16 protein-coding genes are annotated in these 13,913 nt (G+C 62.6%); 9 read left to right on the top strand and 7 right to left on the bottom strand.

Annotation, left to right across the window (positions count from 1 at the left end; translation table 11 throughout):
• The first annotated feature begins 118 nt into the window (after positions 1–118).
• The 7 genes from IYY11_RS07630 to IYY11_RS07660 all read left to right on the top strand — a co-directional run bounded on the left by IYY11_RS07630 (position 119) and on the right by IYY11_RS07660 (position 7,694).
• On the top strand, positions 119–1,453 hold the full coding sequence (locus tag IYY11_RS07630) for a sorbosone dehydrogenase family protein (protein WP_196403309.1): 1,335 nt from the start codon (positions 119–121) through the stop codon (positions 1,451–1,453).
• Positions 1,454–1,539: 86 nt separating this feature from the next.
• Positions 1,540–2,325 carry a tetratricopeptide repeat protein gene (locus IYY11_RS07635; RefSeq protein ID WP_196403310.1) on the top strand — a complete coding sequence of 262 codons (786 nt, stop codon included), beginning with the start codon at positions 1,540–1,542 and terminating at the stop codon, positions 2,323–2,325.
• Positions 2,326–2,362: 37 nt separating this feature from the next.
• Entirely contained in the window at positions 2,363–3,763 is a 1,401-nt protein-coding gene (gene der / locus IYY11_RS07640; protein ID WP_018408570.1) for a ribosome biogenesis GTPase Der, read from the top strand.
• A gap of 42 nt (positions 3,764–3,805) precedes the next feature.
• The gene (locus IYY11_RS07645) at positions 3,806–4,816 is read left to right on the top strand and encodes a methyltransferase (RefSeq protein ID WP_196403311.1); all 1,011 of its coding nucleotides are present in this window, start codon (positions 3,806–3,808) and stop codon (positions 4,814–4,816) included.
• A 154-nt stretch (positions 4,817–4,970) separates the two neighbouring features.
• On the top strand, positions 4,971–5,390 hold the full coding sequence (locus IYY11_RS07650) for a rubrerythrin family protein (RefSeq protein ID WP_196403312.1): 420 nt from the start codon (positions 4,971–4,973) through the stop codon (positions 5,388–5,390).
• A 204-nt stretch (positions 5,391–5,594) separates the two neighbouring features.
• Complete coding sequence (locus tag IYY11_RS07655; protein WP_196403313.1) at positions 5,595–6,941, top strand: heterodisulfide reductase-related iron-sulfur binding cluster; 1,347 nt, start codon at positions 5,595–5,597, stop codon at positions 6,939–6,941.
• A gap of 162 nt (positions 6,942–7,103) precedes the next feature.
• A complete protein-coding gene (locus tag IYY11_RS07660) occupies positions 7,104–7,694 on the top strand; it encodes a DUF3501 family protein (protein ID WP_196403314.1) in 591 nt (196 codons plus the stop codon).
• Positions 7,695–7,698: 4 nt separating this feature from the next.
• Here IYY11_RS07660 and IYY11_RS07665 read toward each other — a convergent pair whose 3' ends face one another.
• From IYY11_RS07665 to IYY11_RS22400, 3 genes are read right to left on the bottom strand one after another with little or no spacing between them, the layout of a single operon-like run.
• Positions 7,699–8,124, bottom strand: a complete 426-nt coding sequence (locus tag IYY11_RS07665) for a hypothetical protein (RefSeq protein ID WP_196403315.1) — start codon at positions 8,122–8,124, stop codon at positions 7,699–7,701.
• Position 8,125: 1 nt separating this feature from the next.
• Complete coding sequence (locus tag IYY11_RS07670) at positions 8,126–8,365, bottom strand: type II toxin-antitoxin system prevent-host-death family antitoxin (protein ID WP_196403316.1); 240 nt, start codon at positions 8,363–8,365, stop codon at positions 8,126–8,128.
• A 23-nt stretch (positions 8,366–8,388) separates the two neighbouring features.
• Positions 8,389–8,586 carry a hypothetical protein gene (locus IYY11_RS22400; RefSeq protein ID WP_210331268.1) on the bottom strand — a complete coding sequence of 66 codons (198 nt, stop codon included), beginning with the start codon at positions 8,584–8,586 and terminating at the stop codon, positions 8,389–8,391.
• Between the two features lie 125 nt (positions 8,587–8,711).
• Between IYY11_RS22400 and IYY11_RS07675 the strand changes: the two genes are divergently transcribed.
• A complete protein-coding gene (locus tag IYY11_RS07675) occupies positions 8,712–10,298 on the top strand; it encodes a peptide chain release factor 3 (RefSeq protein WP_196403317.1) in 1,587 nt (528 codons plus the stop codon).
• A 27-nt stretch (positions 10,299–10,325) separates the two neighbouring features.
• On the opposite strand, the gene IYY11_RS07680 is transcribed toward IYY11_RS07675, so the two are convergent.
• From IYY11_RS07680 to IYY11_RS07695, 4 genes are read right to left on the bottom strand one after another with little or no spacing between them, the layout of a single operon-like run.
• The gene (locus tag IYY11_RS07680) at positions 10,326–10,709 is read right to left on the bottom strand and encodes a hypothetical protein (RefSeq protein ID WP_196403318.1); all 384 of its coding nucleotides are present in this window, start codon (positions 10,707–10,709) and stop codon (positions 10,326–10,328) included.
• 51 nt (positions 10,710–10,760) lie between these two features.
• Positions 10,761–10,904, bottom strand: a complete 144-nt coding sequence (locus IYY11_RS07685; RefSeq protein WP_018408563.1) for a hypothetical protein — start codon at positions 10,902–10,904, stop codon at positions 10,761–10,763.
• A 49-nt stretch (positions 10,905–10,953) separates the two neighbouring features.
• Positions 10,954–11,601: a TetR/AcrR family transcriptional regulator gene (locus IYY11_RS07690; protein ID WP_196403319.1), complete on the bottom strand. Its 648-nt coding sequence runs from the start codon at positions 11,599–11,601 to the stop codon at positions 10,954–10,956.
• 10 nt (positions 11,602–11,611) lie between these two features.
• Positions 11,612–12,220, bottom strand: coding sequence for a hypothetical protein (locus IYY11_RS07695; RefSeq protein WP_196403320.1), 609 nt, complete (start codon positions 12,218–12,220; stop codon positions 11,612–11,614).
• 377 nt (positions 12,221–12,597) lie between these two features.
• Between IYY11_RS07695 and glyA the strand changes: the two genes are divergently transcribed.
• Positions 12,598–13,872, top strand: coding sequence for a serine hydroxymethyltransferase (gene glyA / locus IYY11_RS07700; protein ID WP_196403321.1), 1,275 nt, complete (start codon positions 12,598–12,600; stop codon positions 13,870–13,872).
• Positions 13,873–13,913 lie beyond the last annotated feature (41 nt).

Here is a 13,913-nt window from a genome sequence, read left to right on the forward strand (position 1 = left end):
GCTCCGCCGCGCCATCTTAGCGGCGTCGTCGACAACATATTTGTCTTCGTCGCCGGCTGTCGATGGTTGAAGCTGCGGCTTCTCGTATTTACCGGGGTTCGTTTGGGGAGAAGGCGCCATGGCGGCGAATTTTTTCTGGAGATTTCTATTCGCGCTGACCGCGACCGCGCTCGCCGCCTGCGATCGCGGCCCCGAAATGCCAGAGAGCGCTGGCTATGGACCCAATCCGACGCTGCCGTCGCCGCATCCGACCGGCGCCTTTCCTTACGTGAATATCGCGCGCGCCGTGGGCTGGCCAAGCGGCGAAAAACCCACGCCCGCCGAGGGGCTGGGCGTTGAAGCTTTTGCGACGGGGCTCGATCATCCGCGCTGGCTGTACGAATTGCCGAATGGCGACATTCTCGTCGCCGAAACCGATGCGCCGCCCAAGTCCGAAAACGAAGGCGGCGGCGGGGTTCGCGGCTTCTTCATGGGCCTTTATATGCGCCAGGCCGGCTCGAATAAGCCGAGCGCCAACCGCATCACGCTGCTACGTGACGCAGATGGCGACGGCGTGGCCGAGACGAAGGAGATTTTTTTGGAAAATCTCAGTTCGCCCTTCGGCATGGCGCTGGTGGGCGATCAGCTTTACGTCGCCAACGCCGATTCGCTCGTGCGCTTTCCGTATAAGGAAGGCGACACGCGCATCGAAGCGCAGCCGGAGAAGGTCGTGGATCTGCCTGCGGGACGCAATCATCACTGGACGAAGAGCCTTGTCGCGGATCCTGTGGGCTCGCGTCTTTACGTGGGCGTCGGGTCCAACTCCAATGCGGGCGAGAATGGCATGGAGGAAGAGCATAATCGCGCCGACATTCTGGAGATCGATCAAGCGACCGGCGACACGCGGGTTTTCGCCTCGGGACTGCGCAACCCAGTCGGGATGGACTGGAACCCCGCGACAGGCGACCTCTGGGTCGCGGTGAACGAACGCGACGAGATCGGCGACAATCTGGTGCCCGACTACATGACAAAGGTGCGCGACGGCGCCTTTTACGGCTGGCCATATAGCTATTTCGGACAGCATGTCGACGAGCGCGTGCAGCCGCAGGATCGGGAACTCGTCAAGCAGGCGATCCGGCCGGACTATGCGCTCGGCTCTCACACTGCCTCGCTTGGATTCACCTTCGTCGGCGATTCCGCCCTCGGGCCGTTCCAGAACGGCGCGATCATCGGCCAGCATGGATCGTGGAATCGCAGTCCCCGCGTGGGCTACCGCGTCATTTTTGTAAAGTTCGAGAATGGCGCGCCGGTGGGCGCCCCGAAAGAGGTGCTGACCGGCTTTCTGAACGAGCGCGGCGAAGCGCGGGGCAGGCCGGTCGGCGTCATCGTCGATAAGCGCGGCGCGCTGCTGGTGGCCGACGACGTCGGCGGCGTCGTGTGGCGGGCGAGCGCCGCCAAGAAGGAAATCGACTAGCCGGCTTCGCTCGCATTTGGCCGCCGCCTATGCTATCGGCTGCGGTCAGCCCGGTTTTTTCGGGCGGAGTCAAGGGTCTGGCGCACATGTCCGATATTTTCCATGAGGTCGATGAAGATGTCCGGCGCGACAAGGCGGCGGACCTTTGGCGGCGCTATCACACGCCGATCCTGATCTTCGCCGTGCTGATCGTCGCTGCGACCGGCGCGTGGAGCTATTACCAGACCAACCGTCAAAAAACGGCGGAAGCCGCGAACGCCCGTTTTGAAGCCGCGATCGCGCTCGCCAACGAAGGCAAGGCTCAAGAGGCAGCGGCCGCTTTCGACGCTGTCGCCAAGGACGCTCCCAAAGGCTATGCGGCGCTCGCGCGCATCCGGGCTGCGGAACTGCGCGAAGACAGAGCGCGCGCGCTCCAGGAATTGGAGGCGATCGCCGACGACAAGAATGTCGACAAACTGAATCAGGAAGTCGCGCTGCTGCGCGCCGCGCTGATCATCCTCGAGAGCGGCGACCGCCAGAAAATGGAACGCGCGCTCGGGCCCATGATGACCTCGAACGGCGCCTTCCGCTTCTCGGCGCAAGAATTGAATGGTCTCGACGCGCTGGCCAATGACGATTTCGAAGAGGCCGAGAGGGACTTCAACGTTCTGCTCAGCGATCGCGACGCTCCGCAATCCGTGCGTCAGCGCGCTGCGGCCTATCAGGGGCTGCTGCACGCGAAACGCGGACCCAAGCCGGCGGCGGCGCCGACGGCGGGAGCCGGGGGAGCCGCGAGCGGCGGCAATGTCACCGTGACGCCGGTGATCGAGCCGGAACAGGAAGGCGCTGCGCCGTCCGGCGAGGCGCCGTTCGAGGTGAAGCCCTCGAAATAGTTGGCGAAGGGGCGGGCAGCGCAGCGAGAAACGAGTCATGTCCTTTTCGCTCGCGATCATCGGCCGGCCGAACGTCGGCAAATCGACGCTGTTCAACCGGCTGACCGGCAAGAAGCTGGCGCTTGTCGATGACCGTCCCGGCGTCACCCGCGATCGCCGGGAGGGCGAAGCCAAGCTCGCAGATCTGCGCTTCACCATCATCGACACGGCCGGGCTGGAGGAAGGCCGGGGACCGACTCTGGAAGGGCGCATGCGCGCCCAGACAGAGAACGCGATCCTCTCCGCCGACGCAATTCTCTTTCTCATCGACGCGCGCGTTGGCGTCACGCCCGACGACAAATATTTCGCCGATCTCGTCCGTCGCGCCGGCAAGCCGGTTATTCTGATCGCCAATAAGGCGGAAGGAAAGGCCGGCGGGCCAGGCGTCTACGATGCCTTTTCGCTGGGTCTTGGCGATCCCGTGCCGTTTTCCGCCGAGCATGGCGAAGGCATGAGCGCGCTCTATGACGCGCTGCGCGAGGCTCTGCCCGAGGAGACCGCCGAACCTTTCGAAGACGACGTCGCCATTGAAGAAAATCTGCGCAACGACGATGAGGACGGCAGCGACCTCGATGTCACGAAGCCGCTGCGCATCGCGGTCGTTGGACGGCCCAACGCCGGAAAATCGACGCTCATCAACCGCATTCTCGGCGAGGAGCGCCTGCTGACGGGACCCGAAGCCGGAATCACGCGCGATTCGATCTCCGTCGATTTCGTGTGGCGCGACCGGAAGATGAAGCTCTTCGACACGGCCGGTCTGCGCAAGCGCGCCCGCGTCGTGGACAAGCTGGAAAAGCTGTCGGCCGCCGACGCGCTGCGCGCGGTGCGATTCTCGGAAGTCGTCGTGCTGCTTGTCGATTCGACGATCCCTTTCGAGAAGCAGGATCTCTCGATCGCCGACCTCGCGGCGCGCGAGGGGCGCGCCGTCGTCATTGCGCTCGGCAAATGGGACCTCGTCGAGAACCGCGACGCGACGCTCATCAAGCTGCGCGAAGATGCAGAACGCCTGCTGGCGCAGCTGCGCGGCTGTCCGGTGGTTCCGGTGTCGGGCGCGACGGGGCAGGGGCTCGACAAGCTCATGCAAGCGATCCTCGCGGTTCACGAAATTTGGAACAAGCGCATAGGGACGGGGCGACTCAATCGATGGCTGCTGACGCAAATCGAGGAGACGCCGCCGCCGGCGGTCTCGGGGCGGCGCATCAAGATACGCTACATGACGCAAGCCAAATCGCGGCCGCCGCATTTCGTGCTCTTCGGCAATCAGCTCGACGAGCTGCCGACGAGTTACGAGCGCTTTCTGATCAACGGTCTGCGCAAGACCTTCGACCTTCCCGGCGTGCCGATCAGGATTTCGAAAAAGTCGGGGGAGAACCCGTTCGAAGGACGTCACAAGGGCTGAGCGACTCTTGTGTCATGACGCCGCTCGCGAGATTGTCGCGCCATGCTCAAGCCTTCTCCTGAAAAACTTCTCGCGCTCGGCATGTCGTTCTGGAACGCCAAGACGCTGCTTTCTGCGGTGGAGCTCGGCGTCTTCGACGCGCTCGCCGACGGCCCCGCCGAGCTTGCGACGCTGACGACGAAGCTCGGGTTGCACAAGCGCTCCGCGCACGATTTTTTCGACGCGCTTGTAGCAATGAAAGTTCTGGAGCGCGATGCGGCCGGGCGCTACGCCAATACGCCCGAGACGGATTTCTTCCTTGTGCGCGGACGGCCGAGCTATGTCGGCGGGCTGCTGGAGATGGCCAATGCGCGTCTCTATGAGAGCTGGGGACATCTGTCTGAGGCGCTGAAAACCGGTCGCCGACAGAGCGAAGATCAGGACGCCAGCGATCTTTTCGCGGCCCTCTACGCCGATCCGCAACGTCTGCGCGGCTTCCTCTCCGCGATGAGCGGCGTGAGCGCCGGAGCCGCCCAGGCGATCGCCGACAAATTCTCCTGGCGGGACTATCGGACCTTCGTCGACGTCGGCGCCGCGCAGGGCATGGTTCCCGTCACGATCGCGCGAGCGCATCCGCATCTTTCGGGCGGCGGCTTCGATCTTCCCCAAGTCGGACCGATATTCGAAGAATTTGTCGCCGCCAACGGGCTCGCGGAGCGACTGCGGTTCTATCCCGGCGACTTTTTCAAGGACGATCTGCCCCAAGCCGACGTCATCATCATGGGGCACATCCTTCATGACTGGGATATCGAGCAAAAGCGGATGCTGTTGAAGAAGGCCTTCAACGCCCTTCCAGAAGGCGGCGCGCTGATCGTCTATGAAGCCATGATCGATAATGATCGTCGCGAGAACGCTTTCGGCCTGCTGATGAGCCTCAATATGCTGATCGAGACCGACGGCGGCTTCGACTTTACGGGGGGCGACTGCGAGGGCTGGATGAAGGAAGCCGGGTTCTCCAGCTCCCGGGTCGAGCATCTGACGGGACCGGATTCCATGGTGGTCGGCGTCAAATAGAGCCGCCGCGCGCGCGAACGCGTCCAAGGCGCCTGCGACGAATCCCCGCGCCGCCGCGCCGGATTTTGGTTGGACAGAAGCTAGTTTTGAATTATTCTAATTCCTGTGTCGCGGCCTAACGGCCGCGCCGACTCGAATACTCGGAGGCAAGAAAATGGCTATGCTCAAGGGCAGCAAGACCGAAGAAAATTTGAAGGCCGCCTTCGCCGGCGAATCGCAGGCGAATCGCCGTTATCTCTATTTCGCTCAAAAGGCCGACGTCGAGGGCTACAATGACGTGGCCACCGTGTTCCGCTCCACCGCCGAAGGCGAGACCGGCCACGCCCATGGCCATCTGGAGTTCCTGGAGGTCGTCGGCGACCCTGCGACCGGCCTGCCGATCGGCAAGACCGCCGATAACCTCAAGGCCGCCGTCGCCGGGGAAACCCACGAATATACGGACATGTATCCCGGCATGGCGCGCTCCGCCCGCGACGAGGGCTTCGAGGAGATCGCCGACTGGTTCGAGACGCTCGCCAAGGCCGAGCGTTCGCATGCCGGCCGCTTCCAGCGCGCCCTGGACGAACTGAAGTAAGCAGAGAATTACGTCCTTCGCGTCATGGCCGGGCTTGACCCGGCCATCCACGCGATGGGACCGGCGAAAGGCTCAGAGCCTGACCCGCGCGCCAGCGGCTGGGCTTCAGCATCCCTGTCGTGCGGCGACCGCTCCGCAGCATCCCCGCGTGGATGGCCGGGACAAGCCCGGCCATGACGGCCGTTGTGTTTTGGAACAGCAAAGATGAGAGAAGGCAGCCTCGAGGCTCCGATCCGGTATCCGCTGGATTGGCGGAGCGCCGATTTCTATGACGATGCGAAGCTCGACGCGGAAATGCGCCGGGTTTTCGATATTTGTCACACGTGCCGGCGCTGTTTCAATCTGTGCGACTCCTTCCCGCGGCTGTTCGATCTCATCGACGAATCGAAAAGCGGCGAGCTCGACACTGTCGCGAGCGCGGACTTCAAGAAGGTCGTCGACGCCTGCACCCTCTGCGACATGTGTTTCATGTCGAAGTGCCCCTATGTGCCGCCGCATGAGTTCAACATCGACTTTCCGCATCTGATCCTGCGCTACCGCGCGGTCGAAGCGAAAAAGAACGGCGTGCCCGCGGTCGATCGCGCGCTTGCCGACACTGACCGCTACGGCAAATGGGCGACGCTGATCTCAGGCGCGGCCAATTGGGCGACGCGCCGCGACAACACGACGATGCGCGGCCTCGAAGAGAAAGTCGCGGGCGTCGATCGCAACGCCGAGCTGCCAAAATACGCGAGCAAGACGCTTGAAGCGCAGGCGACTGCGAATCCGCCCGCGCGGAACGACTCGGCGCCGGCCAAGGCGCGCAAGGCGGTGCTCTACGCCACCTGCTACGGCGACTACAACGATACGTCGATCGGCATGTCGGCGCTCGCCGTGCTCGCGAGGAACGGCGTCGAGACCAAAGTCGTGCATCCGGCCTGCTGCGGCATGCCGAAGCTCGAACAGGGGATGCTCGACGACGTGGCGGAGGCGGCGCGCAAGGTCGCCGCGGCCTTCGCGCCCTACATCGACCAGGGCTACGACATTGTTGCGCCGGTGCCGTCCTGTGCGCTGATGCTGAAATTCGAATGGCCGCTGATTCTGCCGGAGGACGAAAGCGTCAAGCGTTTGGCTGAGGCGACATTCGACCTTTCCGAATATGTCGTCGACATCGCGCGCAAAGAGGGGCTGGCCGAAGGCATGGCGCCGCTCGATGGGGGCGTCGCCTTCCATGTCTCCTGTCATTCGCGCGCCCAGAATATCGGCCAGAAAGGCGCCGAGCTGCTTGCGCTGATCCCTGAAGCCGATGTCGCCGTGGTCGAGCGCTGCTCGGGCCATGGCGGCGCCTGGGGCTACAAGAAGGGCAATTTCGAAACGGCGATGAAGGTGGGCAAGCCCGCCGCGCGGCAGTTGCAGAACGCCGACAAGAAGCACGTCGTTTCCGAATGCCCGCTTGCCGGACTGCATATCGAACAGGAGATCGAGACGCTCGGCGGCGAGACGCCGAAGCCGGAACGCGTCGGCCATCCGATCGTGCTGATGGCGAGAGCTTACGGGTTGTCAAACCCGTAGCGGCTGGACCCGAACCTTACCCTCCCCTTGAGGGGGAGGGTCGCGCCGAAGGCGCGGGGTGGGGTGGCCCGCCCCTCGTTTTCGTTGTAGTCACCCCACCCCGAAGCGCTTCGCGCTTCGACCCTCCCCCTCGAGGGGAGGGTGTTAGATGCGAGGCGCCTCATGACAGATCGTCACCAACTGACCCCCGCCGATATTCTCCCCTGGGCGGAATACGCCAAGGACCGCGCCGAACATCGCAAGCGCCTCACCGCGATCAAGCGCAACCGCCGGGTCGAGGTCGGACCTTACGTCACCTTCTACTTCGAGAATTTCGACACGATGTGGATACAGGTGCAGGAGATGCTGCACATCGAAAAAGGCGGCGCGGCGCAACTCGCCGATGAGCTTGCGGCCTATAATCCGCTGGTGCCCAAAGGCAAGGAACTCGTCGCGACATTCATGATCGAGATCGACGACGCGCTGCGGCGGGCGCGCGTATTGTCGCAACTCGGCGGAGTGGAGGAGACGGCCTCCATCGAAGTCGGCGGCGAGCGCGTCGTCGGCAAGGCCGAGCAGGATCAGGATCGCACCACGTCTGAAGGCAAGGCGAGCAGCGTGCAATTCGTGCACTTTCCCTTTACGCAGGCGCAGATTGCGGCGTTCAGGGAGCCGAACACGCGGGTGATTTTGGGCCTGTCGCATCCCAGCTACAGCCATATGGCCGTGTTGTCAGAAGCGACGCGCGCATCGCTGGCGGAGGATTTCGGCTGAGCCGCTAAAGCCGGTCAACGCGCGTTTGCGCCGACCCCAGCGTCGGACGAAATGCGCGCAGCACGACTTTCAAAAAGCCGGGCGACAATCTTCGTTTGTCCCTGCGAGATGGATCGAGCGAAAAGGATCGCTCGAGAACGTCGTAATTATATTCCGAGACAACGACCCAAGCCTGTTTGTGCTCGTTCAATCCGAGTCGGCGAATTTCGAGCGGCGGTATTTCCACGGCCTCCTGGTCGTCCCGCGGCGGCGTTCCGGTGATCGCGAGCAATGCAAGATGGGTGAGCGCATCCGGGCCTTTTGCTGCAACGGCGACGCAGACGGGGCGTTCCTTTCGGCCGTCCGTTTCTCCGCGATCACGTTGCCAGAGCCAAAGATAGGGATAAGCCGAGACAATCTCGCCGGTCGAAAGTTTCGGCGCGTCAGCCAATCTACTGATCCAAAACGCGGTCGATTTCCTTGGTCAGCAGATCGGCGAGAGCAGGCGGCGTTTCTCCGGCGCCAAAAACATGTTGCACGTCGGCGCCCGCGCGCAGGCGGTTGAAGTCTTCGATCGACATCATGACAAAACGATCCTTCCGATGCTCGGTGATGACAACAGGCTCGCGCGCTGCGACGGCTTTGACGTCGCCGAGATTTTTATCGAGGTCTACGGTGGTGAAGCGGCGCATGGCTGATTTTCCAAAAAAATCCATTATATATAGATATGTTGGTTATTCAAGAAGCGGCGCTGCTTGGCGTTTCCGTGCGGACCTTGCAGGATTGGGAGCAAGGCCGCCAACCCCTCGGGCGCCGCGATGACGCTCCACAAATCGCCGAGCTTCGTCCCGAAGTCTTGCGCGATCTTGCGGCGTGAATCGCTACCTGAGAAAAGCGAAAGAACGCCGGCCATGCCCGCGCTTGTCGCGGCCGGGACAAGCCGGGCCTTGACTGCGGTCGAAAGAGCAACGGGATTGCAGGCGGCGGCGCTTGTCGATAAGTCGAATGCCTGACTTTTCTTCCTGACCCGAGCTAGCCTTGACCATTCCCACCACTCGCGACCCAGTCTCGCGGCGGCGGACGTTTGCGATCATCTCGCATCCCGACGCCGGCAAGACGACGCTCACCGAAAAGCTGCTGCTGTTCGGCGGCGCGATTCAGCTTGCCGGCGCCGTCAAGGCCAAGCGTAACGCCCAGCAGACGCGCTCGGACTGGATGAGCATCGAGCGCGAACGCGGCATCTCGGTCGTCACCTCGGTGATGACGTTCGAATACGGCGGTTGCGTCTTCAATTTGCTCGATACGCCAGGCCACGAGGACTTTTCGGAAGACACCTACCGCACGCTGTCCGCCGTCGACGCCGCGGTGATGGTGATCGACGCCGCCAAGGGCATCGAGGCGCGCACGCGCAAGCTCTTTGAAGTCTGCCGCTTGCGCGACATTCCGATCGTCACCTTCATCAACAAGCTCGACCGCGAGGCGCGCGATCCTTTCGATCTCATCGACGAAATCGAGAAGACTCTCGCGCTCGACGCGACGCCGATCACCTGGCCGATCGGTTCGGGCAGAAGCTTTGCCGGCACCTACCGCTTCGCGACGAAAACGGTTCGGCGGATCGACGAGGACGCCGAACCGTTGCAAACGAGCGGGCTCGATGATCCGCTCTTCGATACGCTCCTGCCGGGCGGCGCTAATGAATGGCGCGAGGAGGCGATGCTCGCCGAAGAGGGCAACAAGCCGTTCGATCTTTCGGCTTTCCGCGAAGGCCATTTGACGCCCGTCTTCTTCGGCAGCGCGCTGCGCAACTTCGGCGTTCGCGATCTGATCGACGCGATGGCGGAATATGCGCCGAGCCCGCGCGCGCAGGAGGCGGACAAGCGTCTGGTCGAGGCGAAGGAGCCGAAGATGACCGGCTTCGTCTTCAAGATCCAGGCGAATATGGACCCGAACCATCGCGATCGCATCGCCTTCATGCGCGTCTGCTCGGGCCGGCTCACGCGCGGCATGAAGGCGAAACTCATTCGCACGGGCAAGAATATTCCGATCAACGCCCCGCAGTTCTTCTTTGCGCGCGACCGCTCGATCGCCGACGAAGCATACGCCGGCGACGTTGTGGGCTTGCCCAATCACGGACAACTGCGCATTGGCGACACGCTGACCGAGGGCGAGGAGATCGTCTTTCGCGGCGTGCCGAGCTTCGCGCCGGAAATCCTGCGCCGCATTCTCATCGGCGACGCCATGAAGGCGAAGAAGCTGCGCGAAGCCTTGCAGCAGCTTGCGGAAGAGGGCGTCGTGCAAGTCTTCACGCCGCATGACGGCTCCGGTTCGATCGTCGGCGTCGTCGGCGCGCTGCAGCTCGATGTGCTGGCGACGCGGCTCCAGGGGGAATATGGATTGCAGACGCGCTATGAGCAGTCGCGCTTCGCCATCTGCCGCTGGATTGCATCTGACGACCCAGCGAAGCTGAAAAGCTTCATCGATTCGAACGGCTCCAGCATCGCCGACGATCTCGACGGGTCGCCGGTGTTCATGAGTTCGTCGGCGTTCCAGCTCAACTATGACGCCGAACGCAATCCGGCGATCACATTCTCGGATGTGAAGGACTATCAGAAGCGAGCGGCGTAGGCCGCCGACAGCGGCGAAGAAAACCGCTCACCTGCAGTAATCGATCGCGAAGACGTCGTTGGTGAAGGCGCCTGAATAAAGGATCTGCCTCGGAAGCGAAGTGATGAGCGTAATGTGCGCGTTCAGCAGCTTGCCATAGGCCTGAATGATGTATCCCCCGTTCTCTCTTGCAATGTCTTCGACGGCGTATGCGTCGGTTCGTCCATCGTCCACTATCGCGAGCGTCGAACTGATCGGGGAATAGGCGACCGTATAGGGGGCTGCATAGAGATTGTCGCTATGGCGGCAGAGCAGCGTCAAAGGCTTCGCTTGCGCCGAATTTGCAAAAACCGAGGCGGTCGTAACCGCTAACAACGCCGCTGCAATGTTCACTTTCATCACCCATGTGTTGCTTGGGGCGAGTTGAAACATGCCTTGTTTGCGCGACGACGACAAGACGCGGCGCCCGGCCGGCGCAAAGGGCTAGGCGCCCTTGATCAGCGCCAAGAACGCCCCGACGAGCGCCACGGTCGCGGCGAGAATGAGGACGTTTGCGGAGAACTCCAGAGCCTTTTGGGTCTCGGTCAGGACCGCGGAGAAATAATTGCTGTGCAGCAGAGCTGTCATGTTTGTTCCCTAAGACGCGCCGCGAGCGGACGGGAGCGATTGGTCAGGTTTAGACTCCGGCGAGTCCACGAAGACTTAAGCCCGCCAGCGTGTCGACGAGCCGCTCGAGCGCCTCTTCGTCGAATTTGAGCGAGAAGGGCGGCTGCGCCAGCCGCTCCGCGTCTCGCACGAAGAACATCGGCTGCTGGGCAAGCCACAGCATCGCGAATGTGACGGTCTCCGCGGAGGCGTCTTGCGGCAGGAACCGCCGTACGACCCGTTCCGCCAAACGAAAGATGCGGGGTGGCGAATGCGCGATGAAGGCGCTGAAGACTTCGCTCGGCTGCACGCTTTCCCAGGCGAAGATGCGCAGAAAGCGGCTGACGCGATCGCGCTTGACGAGCGGCAGCAGAAACTGATGCAGATAGCGTCGGAGCGCGTCCTCAGGCGAAAGCGCATCGAGCTCTTCGGGGTCCAAGAACGCATTCTCTTCGAAGGCGCGCGTCGCGGCGATCAACACTTCGCGATAAAGTCCGTCCTTGCCGCCGAAGTGGTAATTGACGGCCGCCTGGTTGGCCATCGCCCTTTGGGTGATGAGCCGCACCGAGCCGCCGTCATACCCATATTCCGCGAAGACCGACGTCGCCGCTTTGATGAGCGCGGCGCGCGTCGTCTCCGTCGAGCGAGACGCGACGCGCGCCTGATCCAGATTACTCAAGGCATCATCCTCAAAAAGGATATAGGTTGACGAGGCTAGTCACTGCGCCGCCGAGCGACGTCGCGCCATTCCACGCCTTGCGGCCGAGCGGAGCCAATTTGGATGAGAGCCCTGTCGGGTCGAGCTTGGCCAACAAACTCCGTTCCTGTTGCTCCGCGTTCTCGCCCATCGTCTGGGGAGAGGCGGGCGGCTCGGCGTTGGTGGTCGGAAGCGCCGGCGGCGTCGACTCGACAGGGTTTCTCTTTTCCGGAGACGGCCTGCGCAAGGCGACGACTTTCGTCGGCCTGACAGGGATCGTCTCCGTCTGTTCAGCGGCGGCTTCGTTCGACCAATCCGAGATGCGCTCCTGCGGATAGACGGCGAACAGCGCCGGAGCCGGCGAAGCGTTTTTCAACTTCAAGGATGGGCGCTCCGTCTCCGCGGAAGCGATCCGGTCGATGATTTTGCCGCTCACCGGGTCGGTCGTGAAAGCGATTTCCTTCAACGCTTCGCCATTCTTCCATTGCGGCGGCAGGAAAGCGATGAGCCAGGTCGCGACGAAGCAGACCGCGGCATCGATGAGCAGCCTGCGTGACTTGGCGCTAAGCGCGGCAAATTTTGTTTCCAGATGATCGCTCATGACGAACCTCCGTTTAAAACGACTGATTGAAATTCAAACGCTCGTTTGAAGCGAAAATATGGCGATGCGGCGACGCGTTATTTCTGGCGATTTGGGCGAGCGCAACATGCGTCATTTTGGCGCTTCAGGAAACGGAGACGCTGGCGTGCGAAGCTTGCGCGGCCCACCCAAAGCCCCCACAACAAAACTGGGCTGACGAAGCACGCGCGAGACTTGGCTTGGGCTTAGACCCGCGACGACGGCCGCTCTTCCCGTCGCGGCTTCGCCGTGATAAGCGACGCGTCTCACGATGCGCGTCCTAAGGACCGGCTTCGCCGATAAGACCGGGAGCCGGTTTTTGTTTTCGTTCAGCGCCGTTAGGCATAGAGGTCTATCCAATGAGCCAATCCGGTTTCTTCACCGCCTCCCTCAGCGCTTCCGATCCGGAAATCGCGAAGGCGATCGAACTCGAACTCGGCCGCCAGAGGCATGAGATCGAACTGATCGCGTCGGAGAACATTGTCTCAAAGGCGGTGTTGGAGGCCCAGGGCTCGGTTCTCACCAACAAATATGCCGAGGGCTATCCGGGAAAGCGCTATTACGGCGGCTGCCAATTCGTCGACATCGCCGAGACTCTCGCGATCGACCGCGCCAAGAAGCTGTTTGACTGCGGTTTCGCCAATGTGCAGCCCAACTCCGGCTCGCAGGCCAATCAGGCGGTGTTCCTCGCGCTTCTTCAGCCGGGCGACGTCTTCATGGGGCTGGATCTCGCCGCCGGCGGTCATCTGACGCATGGGTCGCCGGTCAATGTCTCCGGCCGCTGGTTCAAGCCGGTGAGCTATACGGTGCGCAAGGACGATCAGCGCATCGACATGGAGCAGGTCGCCGCGCTCGCTAACGAGCATAAGCCGAAGCTCATCATCGCGGGCGGCTCTGGCTATTCCCGCATCTGGGACTTCGAAGGCTTCCGCAAGATCGCCGACAGCGTCGGCGCCTATTTCATGGTGGACATGGCGCATTTCGCCGGTCTGGTCGCCGCGGGACTTCATCCGTCGCCGCTGCCGCATGCGCATGTCGTCACCACCACCACGCATAAGACGCTGCGCGGTCCGCGCGGCGGCATGGTGCTGACGAATGACGAGGCCATCGCCAAGAAGATCAACTCGGCGGTCTTCCCCGGCCTGCAGGGCGGTCCGCTGATGCATGTCATCGCCGGAAAGGCCGTGGCGTTCGGCGAGGCGCTGACCCCGCAGTTCAAGACCTATCAGCAGCAGGTCAAGGACAATGCGCAAATGCTCGCGCAGACGCTCGTCGACGCCGGTCTCGCGATCGTGTCGGGCGGCACCGACAACCATCTGATGCTCGTCGATCTGCGCCCCAAGAAGATCACCGGCAAGGCGGCGGAAGCCGCGCTTGGCCGCGCGCACATCACCTGCAACAAGAACGGCATTCCCTTCGATCCGGAAAAGCCCTTCGTCACCTCCGGCATTCGTCTCGGCTCGCCGGCGGCGACCTCGCGCGGTTTCGCCCAGAACGAGTTCAAAGAGGTCGGGCAGATGATCGTCGAGGTGCTCGACGGCCTCTCCTCGAAGGGCGAAGAAGGCAACGCCGCGACGGAAGCCGCGGTGAAGGAAAAGGTTCACGCGCTGACCGCGAAGTTCCCGATCTATTGAGCGGGGTGTCCAACCTTCTCCCGCTTGCGGGAGAAGGCGCC

Origin of the sequence: Methylocystis sp. H62 (genome assembly GCF_015709515.1) — a bacterium.
Lineage (GTDB): Bacteria > Pseudomonadota > Alphaproteobacteria > Rhizobiales > Beijerinckiaceae > Methylocystis.

Bases quoted from the DNA above. Each gene is read 5' to 3' on its own strand.
- der (WP_018408570.1), top strand. From the start codon at position 2,363: ATGTCCTTTTCGCTCGCGATCATCGGCCGGCCGAACGTCGGCAAATCG.
- IYY11_RS07650 (WP_196403312.1), top strand. From the start codon at position 4,971: ATGGCTATGCTCAAGGGCAGCAAGACCGAAGAAAATTTGAAGGCCGCC.
- IYY11_RS07630 (WP_196403309.1), top strand. From the start codon at position 119: ATGGCGGCGAATTTTTTCTGGAGATTTCTATTCGCGCTGACCGCGACC.
- IYY11_RS22400 (WP_210331268.1), bottom strand. From the start codon at position 8,586: ATGGCCGGCGTTCTTTCGCTTTTCTCAGGTAGCGATTCACGCCGCAAG.
- IYY11_RS07660 (WP_196403314.1), top strand. From the start codon at position 7,104: ATGACAGATCGTCACCAACTGACCCCCGCCGATATTCTCCCCTGGGCG.
- IYY11_RS07645 (WP_196403311.1), top strand. From the start codon at position 3,806: ATGCTCAAGCCTTCTCCTGAAAAACTTCTCGCGCTCGGCATGTCGTTC.
- glyA (WP_196403321.1), top strand. From the start codon at position 12,598: ATGAGCCAATCCGGTTTCTTCACCGCCTCCCTCAGCGCTTCCGATCCG.
- IYY11_RS07635 (WP_196403310.1), top strand. From the start codon at position 1,540: ATGTCCGATATTTTCCATGAGGTCGATGAAGATGTCCGGCGCGACAAG.
- IYY11_RS07670 (WP_196403316.1), bottom strand. From the start codon at position 8,365: ATGCGCCGCTTCACCACCGTAGACCTCGATAAAAATCTCGGCGACGTC.
- IYY11_RS07655 (WP_196403313.1), top strand. From the start codon at position 5,595: ATGAGAGAAGGCAGCCTCGAGGCTCCGATCCGGTATCCGCTGGATTGG.
- IYY11_RS07685 (WP_018408563.1), bottom strand. From the start codon at position 10,904: ATGACAGCTCTGCTGCACAGCAATTATTTCTCCGCGGTCCTGACCGAG.
- IYY11_RS07695 (WP_196403320.1), bottom strand. From the start codon at position 12,220: ATGAGCGATCATCTGGAAACAAAATTTGCCGCGCTTAGCGCCAAGTCA.
- IYY11_RS07680 (WP_196403318.1), bottom strand. From the start codon at position 10,709: ATGTTTCAACTCGCCCCAAGCAACACATGGGTGATGAAAGTGAACATT.